The following is a 21,031-nucleotide window of genomic DNA, read 5'->3' on the forward strand; positions in this document are numbered from 1 at the left end:
GAAGCCGGGCGGTCTGGCGCCCGGAAAACCCTGGTGCCTCTCCCGGACGGACCTACGTCCACGTCCTTCGGGCGACGCGCGCGGCGGCTGCCGTTCCGGTCACGGCGGCGGCCAGGGCGAGCGGGCGGCGGTGGCGGGAGAGCCAGAACTGGAGGCTGCGCGGGTGGGCCTCGTCGTCGAAGATGCCGTGGGCACCGTAGTCGGCGGGGGCGGTGTCGTCCGGCGGCTTCCAGAGGTTGACCGGCCGGGACGGGTCGATGGGCTCGTCGGTCTGCTGCCCGTCGTAGCCGGTGCGGGCCAGGTAGCGGTCCAGGAGCCCCGGGGCGAGCTTCTGGCCCAGCAGGGTGGCGACGGTCGAGCCGCCGACCCAGTACTCGCGCCGCTCGGGATGGTCCGCGGCGTACAGGACCGCCTCGGCGGCGACCTCGGGCTGGTAGACGGGGGCCACCGGGCGGGGGTGCCGGGGCAGCCGGGTGAGGACCCAGCTGAACTGGGGCGTGTTGAGGCCGGGCATCTGCACCATGGTCACCCGCACCCCGCTGCGGTCGTGCAGCAGCTCGCAGCGCAGGGACTCGGTGAAACCCTGGATCGCGTGCTTGGCCCCGCAGTACACCGCCTGGAGCGGGACGCTGCGCTGGGCCAGGGCGGAGCCGACCTGGACGATGGTGCCGCGGTCGCGCGGGGTCATGCGCCGCAGGGCGGCCTGGGTGCCGTGGACGAAGCCGAAGTAGGTGACCTCGGTGGCCCGCTTCAGTTCCTCGGGCTTGATCTCCGCGACGGGCGCGAAGACGGTCGAGAAGGCGGCGTTCACCCACACGTCGATCGGGCCGAGTTCCGCCTCGATCCGGCCGGCCGCCGCGTCCACCGCTTCGGCGTCGGAGACGTCCACCGCCAGCGGCAGCGCGCGTCCGCCCGCCTCCCGGACCTCCTCGGCCGCCCGTTCGAGGGCGTGCTCGCCGCGCGCGAGCAGGGCCACCGCACTGCCGCGGGCGCCGAAGGCCCGTGCGGTGGCCCGGCCGACGCCGCCGGTCGCGCCGGTGACGACGACGACCTCGGTGCCGTTCCTGCTCCGGCGCGGGGTGCCGCTCACTTCTTGCCCCGGCCCGGCAGGTGCTCGGCGTACTCGGTGAGCTTCTGGCGTACGCCCTTGGTGGCGATCCCGGTGGCTTCCGGGTCGTGCAGCGCGGCCTTGACGGCCTTCTTGCCCTGCTCCTTCATGATGTGCGGCGGGATCGGCGCGATCTCCGCGTCGACCTTGAACTCCAGGACCACGGGCCGGCCGGCGGACAGCGCCTCGTCCCAGGCGTCGCCGACCTTCTTGGGGTCGGCGCAGACGATGCCCTTGAGGCCGAGGAGTTCGGCGTAGGCGGCGTAGGGGACGTCGGGGATGTCCTGCGAGCCGGGGTACTTGGGGTCGCCGGCCATGGCGCGCTGCTCCCAGGTGACCTGGTTGAGGTCCTGGTTGTTGAACACGCAGAAAACGAACGGCGCCGGACCCGACAGGCGGTCCAGGTACCGCTTGACGGTGATCATCTCGTTCATGCCGTTCATCTGGAACGCCCCGTCACCGACGAAGGCGATCACCGGCCGGTCCGGGTACGCGAACCGCGCGGCGATGGCGTACGGGGTGCCGGGGCCCATCGTCGCCAGGGTGCCGGACAGCGAGGCGCGCATGCCCTCGCGGAGCTTGAGGTGCCGGGCCCACCAGTTGGTGCCCGAGCCGGAGTCGGCCGTGAGGATGGCGTCGTCGGGCAGGCGGGTGGAGAGTTCGGCGGCGACGGCCTGCGGGTTGATGGTCTTGCCGAAGTGCTCGCCGGCCCAGCGGTCGGCCAGGTCGTGCCACTCCCGCACGTCCTTCTCGATCTTCTCCCGCCAGCCCCGGTCCTTCTTGCGCTGGAGCAGCGGGATCAGGGCCCGAAGGGTCTCCTTGGAGTCGCCGACGAGGTGGGCGTCCATGGGGTAGCGGATGCCGATCATGCGTCCGTCGATGTCGATCTCGACGCCCCTGGCCTGCCCCTCCTCGGGCAGCCACTCCGAGTACGGGAAGCTGCTGCCGACCATCAGCAGGGTGTCGCAGCCCTGGATCATCTTGTCGCTGGCCTTGCTGCCCAGCAGACCGATGGGTCCGGTGACGTACGGCAGGTCGTCGGGCAGGACCTCGCGGCCGAGCAGCGCCTTGGCGACGCCGGCGCCGAGCAGTTCGGCCACCTCCATGACCTCGGCCTCGGCGTTGGCGGCGCCCTGGCCGACCAGCATGGCGACCTTGTCGCCCGCGTTGAGGACGTCGGCGGCCTTGCGCAGCTCGTCGTGGTCGGGCAGCACCCGGGGGCGGCTCCAGCCGACGCTGGAGAAGACGGAACCGTGCTCCCTGGGCGGGGAGGGCATGGCGTCCTCCTCCTGCACGTCGTTCGGAATGATGATCGTGGCGACGCCCCGGGTGGTCAGCGCGGTCTTGAAGGCGCGGTCGATCACGTGCCGGGCCTGGCCCGGGTGCACGACCATCTGGCAGAACTCGGACACGTCCGCGAACAGCTGGTCGAGGGCGATCTCCTGCTGGTAGTGGGTGCCCAGCGACAGCCGCTTCTGCTGGCCGACCACGGCGACCACGGGCTGGTGGTCGAGCTTGGCGTCGTAGAGGCCGTTGAGCAGGTGTACGGCACCCGGGCCGGAGGTGGCGACGCAGCAGCCCACCTCGCCGGTGAACTTCGCGTGCGCGCAGGCCATGAACGCGGACATCTCCTCGTGCCGGGCCTGGATGAACTCCGGGTCGCCGTCGGCCCGGTCGAACGCGCCGAGCAGACCGTTGATGCCGTCACCCGGATAGCCGTACACACGCTGGACGCCCCACTCGGACAGCCGCTGGAGCACATAGTCGGCGACTTGGGTCATGAGGCTCTCCCGGGACGTGGGGGGACAACGGTCGGCTTGTGGAGTTGCCTTCCCCGGCCGCTCGTAAACCGGGCGGTACTCACCCGTTCGGCGACGAACCCACCGACGTTTGCATAGGGCAAAGAAGGGAGGGCACCCGTTGCGCCGTCGGCGGGCACGGAACCCCACGCACGCCCGGGACTTCCGCGCCGTACCCCCTGGACCGGAAAGTGGACCGCATGTCTGTCGCGATCACCGCCCGTACTCCGCGCCCCTCCCCCGGCACGGTGCGGGAGCCGGACGGGCCGGGCGGCCGGACGCCCGAGGAGGAGCTCGTGCACCGGATGGCCGCGTGCCCCCGGGGCCGGGAGCGGGAGGAGCTGCGGGAGGCGGCCGTCACGGCCTGCCTGCCGGTCACCCGGCGGATCGCCCGCCGCTACGGCTGTCCGGACCGCAGCCGTGAGGACCTCGACCAGGTGGCGTGTCTCGGGCTGGTCATGGCGGTGGACCGTTTCGATCCCGGGCTGGGGCACGCCTTCCTGTCCTACGCCGTGCCCACGATCGACGGCGAGCTGAAGCGGTATCTGCGGGACTTCACCTGGCAGGTGCACGTGCCGCGGCGGCTGCAGGACAAGCACCGCCGGGTGCGGCTCGCGCAGGAGGAGATGCGCAGGGCCGGGCGCGCCGACGGCGGGACGGTCCGCGACCTCCAGGCGCTCACCGGCATCGACGAGCAGGAGGTGCGGCTCGCCCTGCGGGCGGACCGGGCACGCAACCCGCTGTCCGTGGACGAGGCGCGCGGCACCGGCCGGGGCGTCGCCCTCGCGGAGACCATCGGCGGTGACGACCCGAGGCTGGAACTGGTCACCGACCTGGTCGCGCTCAGGTCGCTGGTCGCCGAGCTGCCGGCCAGGGAGCGGACCATCCTGCGGCTGTACTTCGGCGACTGTCTGACCCAGCGGCAGGTGGCGGACGCCGTCGGCATCTCACAGATGCACGTGTCCCGGCTGCTGGCGCGGACCTGCGCCCGTCTGCGGCGCGGGCTGCTGACGGGCTGACGGGCGCCCGCACCCGGGCCGCCGCTACCGGGGTGGCGGTGCCGTGCTCGCCCGGGTCACCAGCCGGGTCGGCACCAGCGTCGTGCCCCGCTCCGGGCCGTCCTGGCGCATCTTGCGCATCACCGCCTCGACGCACAGCCGCCCCACCTCGGCGAAGTCCTGGTGGACGGTGGTCAGCGGCGGCAGGAAGGAACCGGCCTCGGCGATGTCGTCGAAGCCGATGACGCTGACGTCCTCGGGGACGCGCCGCCCTCGCTCGTGCAGGGCGCGCAGCAGGCCGAGAGCCATCTGGTCGTTGGCCGCGAAGACGGCCGTGCAGTCCGCGCGGGCGGCGAGTCCGAGGCCGGCCCGGTAGCCGGACTCCGCCGACCAGTCGCCCCGCACGAGGGGCGGCGGGGTACGGCCGGCCTCGGTGAGGGTGCGCCGCCAGGCGTCCGTGCGACGCTGGGCGGCGAAGGAGTCCTCGGGTCCGCCGAGGTGCCAGACGGTGGCGTGCCCGAGGTCCAGCAGGTGGCGCACGGCGGCGCGGGTGCCGCCGGCCTGGTCGGTGTCGACGACCGTGTAGTGGTCGCCGGCGTCGGAGTCGACCACGACGACCTGGACGTGGGGCGGCAGCTGGAGCGTCGCCGCGTCCAGCAGGTGCACCTCCATGATGACGATCACCGCGTCGACCGCGAGTTCCTCCAGCCGGGAGAAGGCGCCCCGCACCTCGTCCTGGGTGGGGACGGCGACCGGCAGGAGGGTCACCGCGTATCCCTCGCTCGCCGCGGAGGTGGCGATGGCCTCCAGGGTGCGCACGTTGCCGGTGGTGGCCAGCGAGAAGGTGATGACGCCGATGGTGCGGAACTCGCCGCGCTTGAGCGCGCGGGCCGCGCTGTTGGGCCGGTAGCCCAGCTCCTTCATGGCCGCCAGCACCTGTCGCCGGGTCTCCTCGGTCACTCCGGCGTAGCCGTTGGAGACGCGGGAGACGGTCTGCGAGGAGACCCCGGCCAGCCGGGCGACGTCCGCCATGGAGGCTGTGCGTTCCCGCCCGCGCGGGGGACGCGCTGGTGCGCTCGCCGGGACTTCCTCAGCCGTGCTCACTCGCCGTCAGCCGCCTATCTGTCGCTGTCGGGTCCGGGTGCGAAAGGACCCTTGACCGTCGTCATCGGGGCAGTGTAGACATGCCGCCATCACATGTTTACGTAAACATATCAGCTCGACGCCCTTTCGCGGTGCGCGATGTTTACGCAAACATCAGCGGAGTTCAGGACATGGACGAGCGAGGACGACATGACGACGCTGCAACCACCGGCCGCCGCCGCGCCGCGGCCGGCCCCGCCCCGGGCGAGGCGGAACCGCCGCTCCTGGACGGGGTGGGGCTTCCTGGGGCCCTTCGTGGCCGTGTTCGCCCTGGTGTTCCTCGCGCCGATCGCGTACTCCGTCTACCTCAGCCTCTTCCGTGACCAGCTGATCGGCGGCACCACCTTCGTCGGCCTGGACAACTACACGCAGGCGCTGGGGGACGACCGGTTCTGGGCCTCGCTCGGCCGGGTCTCGCTCTTCCTGGCCGTCCAGGTGCCGATCATGCTGGGCATCGCGCTCCTGGTGGCCCTGGCACTGGACAGCGGACGCCTGTACGGCCGGGACTTCTTCCGCATCTCGATCTTCCTGCCGTACGCCGTGCCCGCCGTGGTGGCCACCCTGATGTGGGGCTTCATGTACGGCACCCGCTTCGGCCTGGTCGGCGACATCAACAGCGCCTTCGGCGTCTCGCTGCCCGACCCGCTCTCCCCCGACCTGGTACTGGCCTCCATCGGCAACATCGTGACCTGGGAGTTCGCCGGCTACAACATGCTGATCTTCTACTCGGCGCTGCGCGTGATCCCGCACTCCCTGTACGAGGCCGCACAGATCGACGGCGCCGGGCAGCTCCGCGTGATCACCGCGATCAAGCTCCCGGCCATCCGCGGCGCCCTGGTGATCGCGACGATCTTCTCGATCATCGGCAGCTTCCAGCTCTTCAACGAGCCCAGCATCCTCCAGCCGCTCGCGCCCAACGCCATCACGACCGACTACACGCCGAACTTCTACACGTACTCGCTCTCCTTCAACGGACAGCAGCACAACTACTCCGCGACGGTCGCCATCGTCATGGGGCTGATCACCATGGTCATCGCCTACGTCGTCCAGCTGCGCGGCATGCGCAAGGGAGTGTGAGCAGCGATGACCAGTCCTGTCGTCACCGTCTCCGACCGCGGCGCGGCCAAGCCCTCCGGCACGCCGGGCTTCGCACCGCCCCGGCTGCGCACGCCCCGGCGCCGGCACTCCGCCGACAAGCCCCGGCGCAGCGTCCTGCTGACCCTGCTCACCTCACTGGTGCTGCTCTACAGCCTGGTGCCGCTGATCTGGCTGGCGGTCAGCGCCACCAAGACCCAGGAAGGGCTGTCCCGTTCCTTCGGCCTGTGGTTCGACGGCGACTTCGCGCTGTGGGAGAACATCGGCCAGACGTTCACCTACGACGACGGCGTCTTCACCCGCTGGCTGCTCAACACCCTGCTGTACGTGGGTCTGGGCGCGGGCGGCGCCACCTTCCTCGCCGTGCTCGGCGGCTACGCGCTGGCCAAGTTCGACTTCCCGGGCCGCCGGGCCGTCTTCGCCGTGGTCATCGGCGCGGTGGCGGTGCCGGGTACGGCGCTGGCGGTGCCGACCTTCCTGATGTTCAGCAAGATGGGGCTCACCAACACCCCTTGGGCGGTGATCATCCCGTCCCTGATCTCCCCGTTCGGCCTGTATCTGATGTGGGTGTTCGCGAGCGAGGCCATCCCGACCGAGCTGATGGAGGCCGCCCGCATCGACGGCGCCGGCGAGGTGCGCACCTTCTTCCGGGTCGCCTTGCCGCTGCTGGCCCCGGGCATCGTCACCGTCCTGCTCTTCACCATGGTCGCGACCTGGAACAACTACTTCCTGCCCCTGGTCATGCTCAAGGACCCCGACTGGTATCCGCTGACCCTCGGTCTGAACAGCTGGAACGCCCAGGCCGCGACCGCCGGCGGCGAGGCCGTCTTCAACCTGGTCGTCACCGGGTCGCTCATCACCGTCCTGCCGCTGATCGCGGCGTTCCTGCTGCTCCAGCGGTACTGGCAGTCCGGACTCGCCGCCGGAAGCGTCAAGGAGTAGCCGCTCCCCTGCCCTTCCCCGCCCCGCCAACCCTCAACGGTGCCGGTCCCGGCCCACGAAGAAGTGGAAGCTCGCCCATGCACAAGCACTCGCGCCGCCTGCTGCGCGGCATCGGCCTCGTCTGCGCCCTCGCCCTGGGGGTGACCGCCTGCGGTTCCGACGACGGGGGGTCGAGCCAGAAGGCGGTCTCGCAGGAGGACATCCAGGCCGCCCTGAAGAAGGGCGGCACCATCACGGTCTGGGCGTGGGAGCCCACGCTGGAACAGGTGGCCGCCGACTTCGAGAAGAAGTACCCCGGCGTCGAGGTCGACCTCGTCAACGCGGGCACCAACGCCGACCAGTACACCGCGCTGCAGAACGCGATATCGGCGAAGAAGGGCGTCCCGGACGTCGCGCAGATCGAGTACTACGCGATGGGCCAGTACGCGCTGACGAAGCAGCTCACCGACCTCAAGGGCTTCGGCGCCGACAAGCTCTCCGGCACGTTCTCCCCCGGCCCGTGGAACGGTGTGAAGGCCGGCGGGGACGGCGTGTACGGCCTGCCGATGGACTCGGGCCCGATGGCGCTGTTCTACAACAAGAAGGTCTTCGACAAGCACGGCATCGAGGTGCCCACCACCTGGACCGAGTACCTGGACGCCGCCCGCAAGCTGCACAAGGCGGACCCCAAGGCGTACATCACCGCCGACACCGGCGACGCGGGGTTCGCCACCAGCATGCTCTGGCAGGCCGGTTCGCGCCCCTACACGGTGAACGGCACCGAGGTGAAGATCGACTTCTCGGACCAGGGCGCGAAGGCGTTCACCGGCACCTGGCAGCAGCTCATCGACGAGAAGCTGCTCGCCCCGGTCACCAGCTGGACCGACGACTGGTACAAGGGCCTCGGCGACGGCACCATCGCGACCCTGGCCACGGGCGCCTGGATGCCCGCCAACCTGGCCTCGGGCGTGAAGGACGCCGCCGGTGACTGGCGCGTCGCCCCGCTGCCGCAGTGGACGGCGGGCGCCGGGGCGAGCGCGGAGAACGGCGGCAGCGCCCTGGCCCTTCCGGAGCTGGGCGGCGACGAGGCGCTGGCGTACGCCTTCGTCGAGTACGCCAACGCCGGGGAGGGCGTGCAGACCCGCCTGGCGAACGGCGCCTTCCCGGCGACCACCGCCGACCTGGAGTCCAAGGAGTTCCAGGACACCGCGTTCCCCTACTTCGGCGGCCAGAAGGCCAACAAGATCTTCGCCGAGTCGGCCGCCAACGTCGCCGACGACTGGTCGTACCTGCCCTACCAGGTGTACGCCAACTCGATCTTCAACGACACCGTCGGCCAGGCCTACGTCTCGGACACCACGCTGACCGAGGGCCTGAAGTCCTGGCAGGAGGCGTCGGTCGAGTACGGCACCGAGCAGGGCTTCACCGTCGAGAAGTAGCCGAGTCACAGCCGAGGAGCAGTCGAGAACTGCTGACGCAACACACCGGAAGGACCTGGACCGCCATGATCTCCACCCTCCTGTCCCGTCTGACCCGCGGGACGGACGGCGCGCCCGCCCCCCGTCTCGCCTACGGCGCCGACTACAACCCCGAGCAGTGGCCCCGGGAGGTGTGGGAGGAGGACGTACGGCTGATGCGCGAGGCCGGCGTCAACGTGGTGTCCGTGGGCATCTTCTCCTGGGCCCGCGTCCAGCCGGGCCCGGACGCCTGGGACTTCGGCTGGCTCGACGACGTCATGGACCTGCTGCACGAGAACGGCGTCGGCGTCGACCTGGCCACCGCCACCGCGTCCCCACCGCCGTGGCTGACCGCCGCGCACCCGGAGATCCTCCCCGTCACCGACCGGGGCGAGACCCTGTGGCCGGGCGCGCGCCAGCACTGGCGCCCGACCTCGCCGGTCTTCCGCGAGCACGCCCTGCGTCTGGTCCGCGAAATGGCGGCGCGCTACGCCGGTCACCCGGCCCTGGTCGCCTGGCACGTCAACAACGAGCTGGGCTGCCACAACGTGTACGACTACTCCGACGACGCGGCCCGCGCCTTCCGCGACTGGCTGCGCGGACGGTACGCCACCCTGGACGCCCTCAACGACGCCTGGGGCACGGCGTTCTGGTCCCAGCGCTACAGCGACTGGGAGCAGATCCTGCCGCCGCGGCTGGCGGCCTCCCACCCGAACCCCACCCAGCAGCTGGACTTCAAACGCTTCTCGTCCGACGCCCTCAAGGACCATCTGCGGGCGGAGCGCGAGGTCCTGCGGGAGCTGACGCCCGACGTCCCCGTCACCACCAACTTCATGGTGATGCCGGGCACCAAGGGCATGAACTACGCGGACTGGGCGGCCGAGGTGGACTTCGTCGCCAACGACCACTACGTCGTGCCGGGCCCCCGGGACCGTGACGAGCTGTCCTTCTCGGCCAACCTCACCAGCGGGATCGCGGGCGGCCGGCCCTGGTTCCTGATGGAGCACTCCACCAGCGCCGTGAACTGGCAGCCCGTCAACCTGGCCAAGCGGCCGGGCGAGCTGGCCCGGGACTCGCTGACGCACGTGGCGCACGGTGCGGACGCGGTCTGCTTCTTCCAGTGGCGCCAGTCGGCGGCGGGCGCCGAGAAGTACCACTCGGCGATGGTCCCGCACGCCGGCGCCGACAGCGACCTGTTCCGCGCGGTCTCCGCGCTCGGCGACACGCTGAAGACGCTGGCGCCGGTCGCCGGGAGCGAGCGGGAGCCCGCCGAGGTCGGCATCCTCTTCGACTGGGAGTCCTGGTGGGCGAGCGAGCAGGACTCGCACCCCACCTCGCTGCTCGACTACCACCGGGAGGCGCTGGACTGGTACTCGGCGCTGCTCTCCCTCGGCATCCGTGCCGACGTGGTCCCCACCGGCGCCGACCTGAGCCGCCACCGGGTGGTGATCGCCCCGGTGCTGCACCTGGTCCCGGCCGAGCTGGCCAAGGACCTCACCCGGTACGCCGAGCAGGGCGGGCACCTGGTCACCACGTACTTCTCCGGCATCGTGGACGAGAACGACCACGTCTGGCTGGGCGGTTACCCGGGCGCCCTGCGCGACCTGCTCGGCATCCGCGTCGAGGAGTTCGGTCCGCTGCCCGCCGGGCGGACGGTGGAGCTGGACGGCGCGGGCACCGGGAGCCTGTGGACCGACCAGATCACCGTGACCGCGCCGGAGACCGAGGTCCTGGCCCGCTACCGCACGGGCACGCACGCGGGCCGCCCGGCCGTCACCCGGCGCCCGACGGGCGGCGGATCGGCCGCCTACGTCTCCACCCGGCTCGGCGCCGAGGGGCTGGCGGCGCTGCTGCCGCGGCTGCTGGAGCCGGCCGGCGTGACGAGCGACCTGCCCGCCGAGGTGCACGGCCGGGTGGAGGCCACCGTGCGCCGCGGCCCCGGCGGACGGTTCCTGTTCCTGGTCAACCGGACCGACGAGCCGGTCACCGTCCCCGGGCTCGCCGGAGAGGTCCTGGTGGGCGGCACCGGCGGCGAGGGCGCCGTCGTCCTCGCGGGCCGGGGCGTCGCCGTCCTGCGCACGCCCACCGGCTGAGCGCGCCTCCCGTACCACCCCACCCCGTCTCCCCGGAGCGGCGCACCGCCGCTCCGGGGCCGCCCCCTCCTGCCCGGAACCGGGCTCCAGGGGCCACCGCAGCGACCACACCTTCCAGTTGGGAGCACACGATGGCACGCCGTACCCGCAGCAGACGCCTCCTCACGGGCGCCGTCCTGACCGCACTGGCCACGGGGGCCGGCCTGATCGGCGTACCCGCCCAGGCCGGACCGGAGGACGCCCGGGCCGCCGCCTCCGTGACCGTGCGGCCGGACCCCTCGTACCGGCAGGAGAGGTTCGAGGGGTGGGGCACCAGTCTGGTCTGGTTCGCCAACGCCACCGGCGACTACCCGCCCGAGATCCGCGAGAAGCTGGCCCGGCTCCTCTTCGACGACCAGGGCCTCGGCCTGAACATCGCCCGCTACAACATCGGCGGCGGCAACGCCCCGGACGTGCAGGACTACCTGCGGGCCGGCGGCGCCGTCGAGGGCTGGTGGCGGGCGCCCGCCGGCACCACCCGCGAGGACACCGACTGGTGGAGCGCGGACGACCCTGCCGACTGGAACGAGGACGCCGACGCCACCCAGCGCTGGTGGGTGGAGCGCATCAAGGACGACATCGACCACTGGGAGACGTTCAGTAACTCCCCGCCCTGGTTCATGACCGTCAGCGGCTACGTCTCCGGCGGCTTCGACTCCTCCGCCGACCAGCTGAAGACCGAGTCGGTCGACGACTTCGCCGCCTACCTGGCTGGTGCGACCAAGCGGCTGGAGCGGGCCGAGGGCATCGAGGTCGACACCGTCGACCCGTTCAACGAGCCCAACACCCCCTACTGGGGCACCCGGCTCGGCCCGGACGGCGAGCCCGTCGGCGGCCGGCAGGAAGGGGCGCACATGGGCCCCGAGCTGCAGCGGAAGGTCCTCCAGGCGCTCGCCCCCGCGCTGAAGGAGGCGAAGGTCGGCGCGGACATCTCGGCGATGGACGAGACCAACCCCGGTACCTTCGCCAAGAACTGGGGCGCCTACTCCCCCGCCGACCGCGCCCTCGTCGGCCAGATGAACGTCCACACCTACGGCACCGGACAGCGCACGACGGTCCGGGACCTCGCCAAGGCCGCGGACAAGCCGCTGTGGATGAGCGAGGTCGGGGGCGACTGGGGTGACGGCCAGGACTTCGAGGACATGCGGCCCGGCCTCGGCCTCGCCCAGCACATCGTCGACGACCTGCGCGAACTGGAGCCGCGCGCCTGGGTGTTCTGGCAGCCCGTCGAGGACTACGACAACATGAAGCCCGGCGGCGAGTCCGACAGGGGCGGCAACTGGGGCAGCATCCAGCTCCCCTTCGACTGCACCGCCGAGGACACCCTGGAGACCTGCCCGATCCGGACCAACACCAAGTTCGACACCGCCCGCAACTTCACCCACTTCATCAAGCCAGGCGACCGGCTGATCAAGACGGACGACACCTCCAGCGCCGCCGCCGTCACCCGCGACGGCAAGGGCGCCTCGCTCGTCCACGTGAACCGCACCAGCGAGGCCCGCACCGTCACCATCGACCTCTCCAAGTTCCGCGACGTCAGCCGCCGCGCCACCGTCACCCCGGTCGTGACCAGCGCGGACGGCAAGCTCGAGCGGCAGTCCCCGATCAGGGTGAGCGACCGCGCGGCCACCTTCACCGTGCCCGCGCAGTCCGTGACCTCCTTCGAGATCGAGGGCGTCTCCGGCGTCGCGAAGGACGCCGCCCTGCTGCGCAAGGGCCACACCTACACCCTGACCGGCGTGCAGAGCGGCAAGGCCGTCACCGTCGCGGACGACGGCAGGGGCCTGGTCCTCGGCGACGGGAACGGCACCAGCGCCCAGCGGTGGCGGCTGAGCGCGGTGCGCCACGACAGCGGCGTCCGCGACCGGTACGTCTTCACCAACCCCGAGGACGGCACGCGGCTCGCCGTGCGTGACGACGTCCCGGTCGCCGAACCGGACACCGGCAGGCGTGACCGGGCCACCGAGTGGATCATGTCGACCACCGGTGACGGCACCTGGACCCTGGTCAACGCCGCCACCGGCCGCCTGCTGGAAGTCGGCGGCCAGGCGACGCACGAGGGTGCGGCCGCCACCACCTGGCCGCCCAACTCCGGGGCGAACCAGCGCTGGACGGTGACCGACGTGTCCGCCGGCTGAGCCTCTGCCCACCCGCTCACGGCCCGGTCCGCCGCTCGCGCGGACCGGGCCGGCCCTTGGCCCGCACCGACCGAAGGAGACGGCATGACCACCGACCCCCGCGAACTCGACGTACGCCGCAGGATGGCGGCGCACGAGCTCTACGCGGACGGCGCACCCGGACTGGAAGGGCTGGCCGAAGAACGGACGCGGGGCAAGGAGCTGGCCGACGCCTACAACCGGACCGGCGCCCGCGACGAGGAGGGCCGCCGGGCGGTCCTGAAGGAGCTGCTCGGCTCGGTGGGCACGGGCGTCTGGATCGAGCCGCCGCTGCACGTGGCCTACGGCAGCCGTGTGCACCTGGGCGACGACGTGTACGCCAACTTCGGGCTGACCCTCGTCGACGACGTCGAGGTCCTCGTCGGGGACCGGGTGATGTTCGCGCCGCACGTGACCGTCAGCACCACCGGGCACCCCGTCCACCCGGACCTGCGCCGGGACGGCACCCAGTTCTCGGCGCCGGTGCGCATCGAGGACGACGTGTGGATCGGGTCGGGCGCGCAGATCATGCCCGGGGTCACCGTCGGGCGGGGCTCGGTGGTCGGCGCGGGCAGCGTCGTCACGGCGCACGTGCCGCCCATGGTGGTGGTCGCCGGGTCCCCGGCACGGGTGGTCCGCGAGATCACCGACGCCGACCGGGAGTGGGCCTACCGCCCGCCGCGCGCCGCGCGCCGGGCCGCCGGCTGACCGGCCGACAGTGATCGTCAACTTCCGCCGTGCGCTTGGCACATGGCACGGACCGCGGGGCAGTACGATGATCGAGAATCGCGGCGGAGCGTCACCTCCCGGACCACGGAGCCTGCCATGACGACGGACCATTCCCAGCACCCGCGGATCGACACCGGCCGGGCCCACCCGGCGCGGGTCTACGACTGGCTGCTGGGCGGCAAGGACAACTACCCCGTCGACGAGGCGGTGGGCGAGACGCTGCCGCCCGAGGCGCGGGACGCGGCGCGGCAGAACCGCGCGTTCATGCACCGCGCGGTGGCGCACCTCGCCGCCCGGGGCGTCGACCAGTTCCTGGACATCGGCACGGGCATCCCGACCGAGCCCAATCTGCACCAGATCGTCCAGCGGACGGTGCCCGCGGCCAAGGTCGTCTACGCCGACAACGACCCGATCGTGCTGCGGCACGCTCAGGCGCTGCTGGTCAGCAGCGCCGAGGGGGCCACCGACTACATCCAGGCGGATGTGCGCGAGCCCGACGCGATCGTGCGGCACGCCCGCGAGGTCCTGGACTTCGAGAGGCCGATCGCCCTGTCGCTGATCGCCCTGATGCACTTCATCACGGACGAGCAGGACGCCCACGGCATCGTGCGCGGACTCGTCGAAACGCTGCCACCGGGCAGTCATCTGGTCCTCTCGCACGCCGCGATCGACCTCTTCCCCGAGATGGCGGAGCACGTGATCGCCCAGTACGCCAAGGGCGGCATCGAGCTCGGCTTCCGCACCCGGGCCGAGGTGGCGCGCTTCTTCGACGGGCTGGAGCTGCTGCCGCCCGGTCTGGTCACGACCACCGAGTGGTACGGCGAGGGCCAGGAGCCGCCCGCGCCCGAGGAGAGCGGCATCTACGCGGGCGTGGCGCGCGTCCCCTGACGCGAAGGCCGCGGGGCGGGCCGGGCGGGGGCGCGAGGACGGTGGCTCAGCGGCTGCGCCGTCGGGCCGGCCGGCCGCTGCCGATCCCGGCGACGTGCAGGGCGAGCAGGGCGAGGCCGACGAGCATGACGTTGGTGGCGGTGAAGATGTCGTTGGTCGAGATCTCCGCCGCGTTGATCAGCCAGGCGATGAGGAACAGAACCGCCGCGATGATGGCGAGCACGGTGTACATCCCTTCGGATCGGGGGCACCGGGCCGGTGCCGTGTCACGCGTATGCCCCCGACGGGAGGCGTGACACGGCCGGCTCTCGCGCACGCTTCGTACAGTGGAGGGACGGGACCCGGCCGACCGCCGCCGGTGCCCCACCGCACCCTCGCCTCCCGGAGTCCCCATGCACGACCCGTCCACCGCACCGGACGACGGCTCCGGCGCCCTGTTCGGCCTCGACGCCCTGGCCCCCGGTCCGCCGGCCGCCCCGCCCGCCGGTCCGCTCTTCCGGGACTCCGCCGCCGCCCGCCGCCTGCTGCCGGTCCGGGAGATCCACGCCGAGCCGGCGGCGGCCGCGTCCCCGCGCGGCCGGCAGGTCCTCGCCCGCTTCCCCGACGCCCGCGTCGTCGAGGTGGACTCCCACTGGCGCATCCCCGGCCTGCACGGCAACGAGGGCAACGTGGAGCGCTGGGTGCGGGTCAAGGGCGAGACGCTGGTCCTGGGTGAGAGGAAGACGCTGACCACCCGCCCCAACGGACGGTCCGCGGACTGGATCGCCCCCGGCGCCTCCAACGGCTGCGCGATGGCCTGCGCCTACTGCTACGTGCCCCGGCGCAAGGGGTACGCCAACCCGGTCACCGTCTTCACCAACATCGACCGGATCATCGCCCACCTCGGCCGCCACATCGCCCGGCAGGGGCCCAAGCCCGAGCCGAACCAGTGCGACCCCGAGGCCTGGGTGTACGACGTCGGCGAGAACGGCGACTGCTCGGTGGACGCCCTGATCTGCGACAACACCGCCGACCTGGTGCACGCCTTCCGGCAGTGGCCGACGGCGAAGGCGTCCTTCGCCACCAAGTTCGTCAATCCCGACCTGCTCGCCCTCGACCCGCGCGGCCGCACCCGGATCCGCTTTTCCCTGATGCCGCCGGAGGACTCCCGGCTGCTGGACGTACGCACCTCCCCGGTCGCCGAGCGCGTCGCGGCGGCGGCCGACTTCCTGGACGCCGGGTACGAGGTGCACTTCAACCTGTCGCCCGTCGTCGTGCGGCCGGGCTGGGAGGAGGCCTGGGGCGAGCTGCTGCGGCAGCTCGACGACGTCCTGCCGGACCGGGTCAAACGGCAGGCCGCCGCCGAGGTGATCATGCTGACGCACAACCGGGAGCTGCACGAGGTCAACCTGGGCTGGCACCCGCGCGCCGAGGAGGTGCTGTGGCGGCCGGATGTCCAGGAGGCCAAGCGCTCCGAGAACGGCGCGCTGAACGTGCGTTACCGGGTGGGTGTCAAGGCGGACGCGGTGGCGCGGGTCCGGGCCCTGGTGGCCTCCCACGCACCCTGGCTGCGCATCCGGTACGCCTTCTGACGGCGGCGGACGGGCCGGACCCGACGCCAGATACGGTTCTACGTGCAACTACTTGCCGTACGGACCCTGGAGCCGGCCTTGCCACCCACGATCGAAACGGCCGGAGACCGGCCCGACACCACCGGCGAAGCCGGCTGGACCGAACTCGGCTCGCACGCCGAGCTGCGCGAGCTGCTCGGCGAGCCCTGGCCCGTCGTCATCGACAAGGTGCACGGCCGGCTCACGGACGACGACCGGGACATCCTGTCCCGCTCCCCCTTCTGCCTGCTCGCCACCTCCGACGCCCGGGGCAACTGCGACGTCTCGCCGCGCGGCGACGCCCCGGGCTTCACGCACGTCCTCGACCCCGCCACCGTCGCCGTCCCGGACCGCCCGGGGAACCGGCGCGGGGACAGCTTCCACAACATCCTCGACAACCCGCACGCCGGCCTGCTCTATCTGGTCCCCGGCGGCAAGCAGGTGCTGCGGGTCAACGGCCGGGCCCGCATCCTCACCGACGCGCCCTTCTTCGACGCCATGGCACGGGACGGACGGCGTCCGGACCTGGCGCTCCTGCTGGAGATCGACGAGATCTACCTGCACTGCCCGCAGTCCCTGAACCGGGCGGGGCTGTGGAAACCCCAGTCGTGGCAGGCGAGTTGAGAGCACGGCACGACGGCGAGGGAGCAACGGGGCGGTGCCGTCAACGGACTGTGTGACCCCCGTCTCTACCAGCGCTTTTTAGGTTAGGCTAACCTTCGCCATGTGAGATCTGGTGAAGACGCAGCCGACAGCCCACGCCTGCGCGGACACGAACTGTCGGCCACGGACGTCACCGTGGCGTACGACGGTGTCGACGTCGTGCACGACGCGACGGTCAGGCTCAGGCCCGGTGAAGTGACCGTCCTGGTGGGCCCCAACGGCAGCGGGAAGTCGACGTTGCTGCGGACCGTCGCCCGGCTGCAGCGGGCCCGCAGCGCCACGCTCAGGATCGACGGCGACACCGACGGCCTGGCGCTGACGTCCCGTGAGTTCTCGCGGTACGTCGCCCTGCTGACCCAGGGACGCCCGACGCCGGGCGGACTCACCGTGCGGGACGTCGTCGAGTTCGGCCGCTACCCGTACCGGGGGCGCTGGGGGCGCCCCGACCCGGACGGCCCGGCCGCCGTGGACCGGGCGCTCGCGCTCACCGGCGTCGACACACTCGCCGACCGCGGCGCCGACCATCTGTCCGGCGGGCAGTTGCAGCGGGTCTGGCTCGCGAGCTGCCTCGCCCAGGAGACCGGCGTACTGCTCCTGGACGAGCCCACCACCTATCTCGACCTGCGGTACCAGGTAGAACTCCTCGACCTCATCCGGGACCTGGCGGACGACCACGGCATCGCCGTCGGGGTCGTCCTGCACGACCTCGACCAGGCGGCGGCCGTCGCCGACCGGATCACGCTCCTCGAAGCGGGCCGGATCGTCGCCGACGGCCCGCCCGAGGACGTGCTGACGCCGGAACGGCTGACTGCCGTCTACGGCATCCGGATCGACGTCGACACCGACCCCCTCACCGGCCGGCTGCGCACCCGCCCAATCGGCCGCCACCACATACGCACCCCCGAAAGGCTCGGCACCACCTCATGAGACGCCTCCTGCTCACCGCGGCCGCCACCACCGCCGCGGCGCTCACCCTCGCCGCCTGCGGCACCACCGAACCCGCCGCCGACAAGTCGGAGGAGAAGAAGGCCTCCGAGGCCATCACCCTCACGGACGGCAAGGGCACCGAGGTGAAGCTCGACGGCCCGGCCACCAAGGTCGTCGCCACCGAGTGGAACGTCGTCGAGAGCCTGCTCTCCCTGGGTGTCGAACCGGTCGGCGTCGCCGACGTCAAGGGCTACAAGACGTGGGACACCTCGGTCCCGCTGAAGGGCAACCCCAAGGACATCGGGACGCGCGGCGAGCCCAGCATGGACACCGTCGCCTCCCTCGCCCCCGACCTCATCGTCGCCACCACGGACCTGCCGCCGGCCGCCGTGAAGCAGATGCGCGAGGTAGCCCCGGTGCTGGAGGTGAAGTCCGCCGACGGCACCGGCCAGATCGACCAGATGCTGGAGAACGTCGACCTGATCGCCAAGGCCACCGGCACCACGGACAAGGCCGAGACCATCCGCGAGGACTTCGAGGCGAAGGTCGCCGAGGGCAAGAAGGCCCTCGCGGACGCCGGTATGGCCGGCAAGAACATCGCCTTCGCCGACGGCTACGTCACCTCGAACCAGGTCTCGGTCCGCCCCTACACCGCCACCTCGCTCATCGGTGAGGTCAACGAGGCGATCGGCCTGAAGAACGCCTGGAAGGTGAAGGGTGACGAGGCCTACGGTCTCGGCGCCACCGACGTGGAGGGCCTGACCGCCCTGCCGAAGGACGTCCAGTTCGCCTACATCGGCAACGACGAGGACCCGAACGCCACGCCGTTCACCGGCGCGCTCACCGAGAACTCGGTGTGGAAGTCCCTGCCGTTCGTCAAGGCCGGCGACGTGCACCGGCTGAACGACGGCATCTGGATGTTCGGTGGTCCCGGGTCGATGGAGGCGTACATCGACGCCGTCGTCGGCGCGCTCACGAAGTAGCGAAGCCATGGCCGTCACCGCAACCAAACCCGCTGCCCGTCCGTCGACGGCTTCCACGCCCCGGTCGGGTGCGGCCGCGGTGACGGCCGGACTCGTCCTGCTGGTCGCCGTCCTCGCCGTCGTCGACATCACCCAGGGCACCGCCGCCGTCGGAGCCTCCGAGGTGTGGCGGGCCCTGACCGGGCAGGCCGACGCCGGCGACGCCTCGGTCGTCGTCGCCTCCCGGCTGCCCCGGATGACCGCCGGCCTGCTGGTCGGAGCCGTCCTCGGCATGGCCGGCGCCGTCCTCCAGGCGGTCAGCCGCAACGTGCTGGCCTCGCCCGACACCCTGGCCGTCAACGCGGGTTCCTACCTGGCGCTCGGCCTCGCCGGCGCCACCGGCCTCTCGCTGCCCATGATCGCGTCCTCCGGCGTCGCCTTCCTCGGCGGCCTGGCGGCGGCGGCCGTCGTGCTCGGTCTGTCCGGCCTCGGCACGGGCACGGTCCGGCTCGTGCTCGCCGGCACGGCACTGATGCTGGGCCTGAACTCCATGACCGAGGGACTGCTGCTGCTCTTCCCCGAGCAGACCGAGGGCCTCTACCAGTGGAACCAGGGCAGCATCGGCCAGAACGGCTTCGACGGCGTCCTGCAGATGCTGCCCGTCGCCGTCATCGGCCTCGTCGGCCTGCTGCTGACGGCCCGCCGGGTGGACGCGCTCGCCCTCGGCGACGACGCGGCCCGCGGGCTGGGCGTACCGGTCCGGGCGACCCGCGTCACGGTCGTCGTCCTGGCGGCGCTGCTGTCCGCCGCCGCGGTCACGCTCGCCGGGCCGATCGGCTTCGTCGGCCTGTGCGCCCCCGCCCTGGTCCGCCCGCTGGCCCGCCGGTTCCGAGGCTACGCACGCTCCCGCGCCGCCCTCCCCGCGGCCGCGCTGACCGGCGCGGCCCTGGTCCTCGGTTCGGACGTGGTGCTGCGGACGCTCGTCTCGGACGACCTCTCGGTGGCCGTGCCCACGGGTGTCGTCACCAGCCTGGTCGGTGCCGTGTTCCTGGTCGTGATGGCGGTCCGGATGCGGGACACCGCCGGGGCCGGCGCACCCGACCGGCTGCGCACCCCGAGCCGTACCGCGTTCGTGATCACCGTTGCCGTCCTGGTCGTCGTCCTGATCGGCCTGGTGATCGCCGCCGTGCTGGTCGGCGACAGCAAGCTGCTCCTCGGTGACGTCGTCAACTGGGCGCAGGGACGGGCCGGACGGACCGTCACCTTCGTCCTGGACACGCGGGTGCCCCGGGTGCTCGCCGCGCTCGGCGCGGGAGCGGCGCTCGCGCTGGCCGGCACGCTGGTGCAGGCCGTGACGCGCAACCCGCTCGCCGAGCCCAGCGTCCTGGGCGTCACCGGCGGCGGCGCGCTGGGCGCCGTGATCCTGGTGACCACCGCGCCTCTCGCCAGTACGTGGGGCGTCGCCGGTGCGGCGTTCGCGGGGTCCGCGATCACCGCGGTCGTCGTCTTCGGGCTCGCCGCCCGGGGCGGGTTCCAGCAGAACCGGCTGATCCTCGTCGGCATCGGCACGGCCTCCGGTACGGCGGCGATGATCAGCCTGCTGATCGTGCTGACCGACCCGTTCAACGCCACCAAGGCCCTGACCTGGTTGTCGGGTTCGACCTACGGGCGGACCATGCCGGACGTCGTGCCGGTCGCGCTGGCGCTGGTCGTCGGCATCGGTGTGGCCGTCGCCCGGCGGACCGAGCTGGACCTGGTGTCCCTGGACGAGGACACCCCGCGGCTGCTCGGCATGCGGCTGGCCCCGGGGCGCCTCGGGTTCCTGGTGCTGAGCGTCGTGCTCAGCTCGACGGCCGTCGCGTGCGCGGGCACGATCGGGTTCGTCGGGCTCGTGGCCCCGCACGCGGCCCGCGCCCTCGTGGGCCGGCGGCACGTGCGGGTCGTACCCGTCGCGGTCCTCCTCGGCGCGGTGCTCGTGTGCGCGGCCGACCTGATCGGCCGCACGGTGATCGCGCCGTCCCAGCTCGGCGCGGGCCTCATGACGGCGGTCATCGGCACGCCGTACTTCCTGTACCTGCTGGTGCGCAGCCGCCGGTAGCCGCAGGCCGCGGGCCCGCCGAACGTCATCGACATCGAGGCGACTTGCTGGGAAGGGCCGCCGCCCACCGGCGCGGTCAGCGAGGTCGTCGGGATCGGGCTCGTGGCCCGGGAGCGGGCGGAGCGGCACCGTTTCATGGTGCGGCCCGTCCGCTCCCGGGTCAGTGCGTTCTGCACGGAACTGACCGGGATCACCCAGGCCGAGGCCGACGCGGGCGTGAGCTTCGCCGAGGCCTGCGACACGCTGGTGCGTGAGCACGGCGCGGCGCTCCGGCCCTGGGCGGGCTGGGGCGACTACGACCGGCACCGGTTCGTCCGCGCGGACGGCCCGGCATGGCGCAGGCGCCGTCCCTCGACGTGACCGTTG

At 72.2% G+C, this 21,031-nt stretch carries 17 protein-coding genes and 1 pseudogene; 14 read left to right on the top strand and 4 right to left on the bottom strand.

The window, feature by feature from the left end; genetic code table 11:
* Window positions 1-52: 52 nt before the first annotated feature.
* The gene (locus tag AMK11_RS24795; RefSeq protein WP_073730218.1) at window positions 53-1,090 is read right to left on the bottom strand and encodes an SDR family oxidoreductase; all 1,038 of its coding nucleotides are present in this window, start codon (window positions 1,088-1,090) and stop codon (window positions 53-55) included.
* The gene (locus AMK11_RS24800; RefSeq protein ID WP_073730219.1) at window positions 1,087-2,889 is read right to left on the bottom strand and encodes a thiamine pyrophosphate-requiring protein; all 1,803 of its coding nucleotides are present in this window, start codon (window positions 2,887-2,889) and stop codon (window positions 1,087-1,089) included. The genes AMK11_RS24795 and AMK11_RS24800 overlap by 4 nt, the downstream gene beginning before the upstream one ends.
* Window positions 2,890-3,107: 218 nt before the next feature.
* Between AMK11_RS24800 and AMK11_RS24805 the strand changes: the two genes are divergently transcribed.
* On the top strand, window positions 3,108-3,926 hold the full coding sequence (locus AMK11_RS24805; protein WP_073730220.1) for a sigma-70 family RNA polymerase sigma factor: 819 nt from the start codon (window positions 3,108-3,110) through the stop codon (window positions 3,924-3,926).
* A gap of 24 nt (window positions 3,927-3,950) precedes the next feature.
* On the opposite strand, the gene AMK11_RS24810 is transcribed toward AMK11_RS24805, so the two are convergent.
* Window positions 3,951-4,937 (bottom strand): LacI family DNA-binding transcriptional regulator, encoded by a 987-nt coding sequence (locus AMK11_RS24810; protein WP_073730221.1) that lies wholly within the window; start codon window positions 4,935-4,937, stop codon window positions 3,951-3,953.
* A 261-nt stretch (window positions 4,938-5,198) separates the two neighbouring features.
* On the opposite strand from AMK11_RS24810, the gene AMK11_RS24815 reads away from it, so the two are divergent.
* From AMK11_RS24815 to AMK11_RS24845, 7 genes are all read left to right on the top strand, one after another.
* Window positions 5,199-6,125: a carbohydrate ABC transporter permease gene (locus AMK11_RS24815; protein WP_073730222.1), complete on the top strand. Its 927-nt coding sequence runs from the start codon at window positions 5,199-5,201 to the stop codon at window positions 6,123-6,125.
* A 6-nt stretch (window positions 6,126-6,131) separates the two neighbouring features.
* The gene (locus tag AMK11_RS24820) at window positions 6,132-7,085 is read left to right on the top strand and encodes a carbohydrate ABC transporter permease (RefSeq protein WP_073730223.1); all 954 of its coding nucleotides are present in this window, start codon (window positions 6,132-6,134) and stop codon (window positions 7,083-7,085) included.
* A gap of 77 nt (window positions 7,086-7,162) precedes the next feature.
* Window positions 7,163-8,503, top strand: a complete 1,341-nt coding sequence (locus tag AMK11_RS24825) for an ABC transporter substrate-binding protein (RefSeq protein WP_073730224.1) — start codon at window positions 7,163-7,165, stop codon at window positions 8,501-8,503.
* A gap of 65 nt (window positions 8,504-8,568) precedes the next feature.
* Window positions 8,569-10,614: a beta-galactosidase gene (locus AMK11_RS24830; protein WP_073730225.1), complete on the top strand. Its 2,046-nt coding sequence runs from the start codon at window positions 8,569-8,571 to the stop codon at window positions 10,612-10,614.
* 131 nt (window positions 10,615-10,745) lie between these two features.
* The gene (locus AMK11_RS24835; RefSeq protein WP_073730226.1) at window positions 10,746-12,791 is read left to right on the top strand and encodes a glycoside hydrolase; all 2,046 of its coding nucleotides are present in this window, start codon (window positions 10,746-10,748) and stop codon (window positions 12,789-12,791) included.
* A gap of 84 nt (window positions 12,792-12,875) precedes the next feature.
* Window positions 12,876-13,517, top strand: a complete 642-nt coding sequence (locus AMK11_RS24840; protein WP_073730227.1) for a sugar O-acetyltransferase — start codon at window positions 12,876-12,878, stop codon at window positions 13,515-13,517.
* Between the two features lie 117 nt (window positions 13,518-13,634).
* Window positions 13,635-14,426, top strand: coding sequence for an SAM-dependent methyltransferase (locus AMK11_RS24845; RefSeq protein WP_073730228.1), 792 nt, complete (start codon window positions 13,635-13,637; stop codon window positions 14,424-14,426).
* A 46-nt stretch (window positions 14,427-14,472) separates the two neighbouring features.
* Here the strand turns inward: AMK11_RS24845 and AMK11_RS24850 are convergent, their stop codons facing one another.
* On the bottom strand, window positions 14,473-14,658 hold the full coding sequence (locus tag AMK11_RS24850; protein ID WP_073730229.1) for a hypothetical protein: 186 nt from the start codon (window positions 14,656-14,658) through the stop codon (window positions 14,473-14,475).
* Between the two features lie 160 nt (window positions 14,659-14,818).
* On the opposite strand from AMK11_RS24850, the gene AMK11_RS24855 reads away from it, so the two are divergent.
* The 6 genes and pseudogenes from AMK11_RS24855 to AMK11_RS24880 all read left to right on the top strand — a co-directional run.
* A complete protein-coding gene (locus AMK11_RS24855; RefSeq protein ID WP_073730230.1) occupies window positions 14,819-15,997 on the top strand; it encodes a spore photoproduct lyase family protein in 1,179 nt (392 codons plus the stop codon).
* 78 nt (window positions 15,998-16,075) lie between these two features.
* The gene (locus AMK11_RS24860) at window positions 16,076-16,639 is read left to right on the top strand and encodes an MSMEG_1061 family FMN-dependent PPOX-type flavoprotein (RefSeq protein ID WP_073730231.1); all 564 of its coding nucleotides are present in this window, start codon (window positions 16,076-16,078) and stop codon (window positions 16,637-16,639) included.
* 102 nt (window positions 16,640-16,741) lie between these two features.
* The gene (cdtA, locus tag AMK11_RS24865) at window positions 16,742-17,605 is read left to right on the top strand and encodes a siderophore ABC transporter ATP-binding protein CdtA (RefSeq protein WP_073730232.1); all 864 of its coding nucleotides are present in this window, start codon (window positions 16,742-16,744) and stop codon (window positions 17,603-17,605) included.
* Window positions 17,602-18,588 carry an ABC transporter substrate-binding protein gene (locus AMK11_RS24870; RefSeq protein WP_073730233.1) on the top strand — a complete coding sequence of 329 codons (987 nt, stop codon included), beginning with the start codon at window positions 17,602-17,604 and terminating at the stop codon, window positions 18,586-18,588. The genes cdtA and AMK11_RS24870 overlap by 4 nt, the downstream gene beginning before the upstream one ends.
* A 7-nt stretch (window positions 18,589-18,595) precedes the next feature.
* A complete protein-coding gene (locus tag AMK11_RS24875; protein ID WP_073730234.1) occupies window positions 18,596-20,665 on the top strand; it encodes an iron ABC transporter permease in 2,070 nt (689 codons plus the stop codon).
* Window positions 20,666-20,692: 27 nt separating this feature from the next.
* Window positions 20,693-20,992, top strand: a pseudogene (locus AMK11_RS24880) (exonuclease domain-containing protein); the annotation flags it as partial.
* Window positions 20,993-21,031: the final 39 nt, after the last annotated feature.

The organism is Streptomyces sp. CB02414 (assembly GCF_001905385.1).
Taxonomy (GTDB): Bacteria; Actinomycetota; Actinomycetes; order Streptomycetales; family Streptomycetaceae; genus Streptomyces.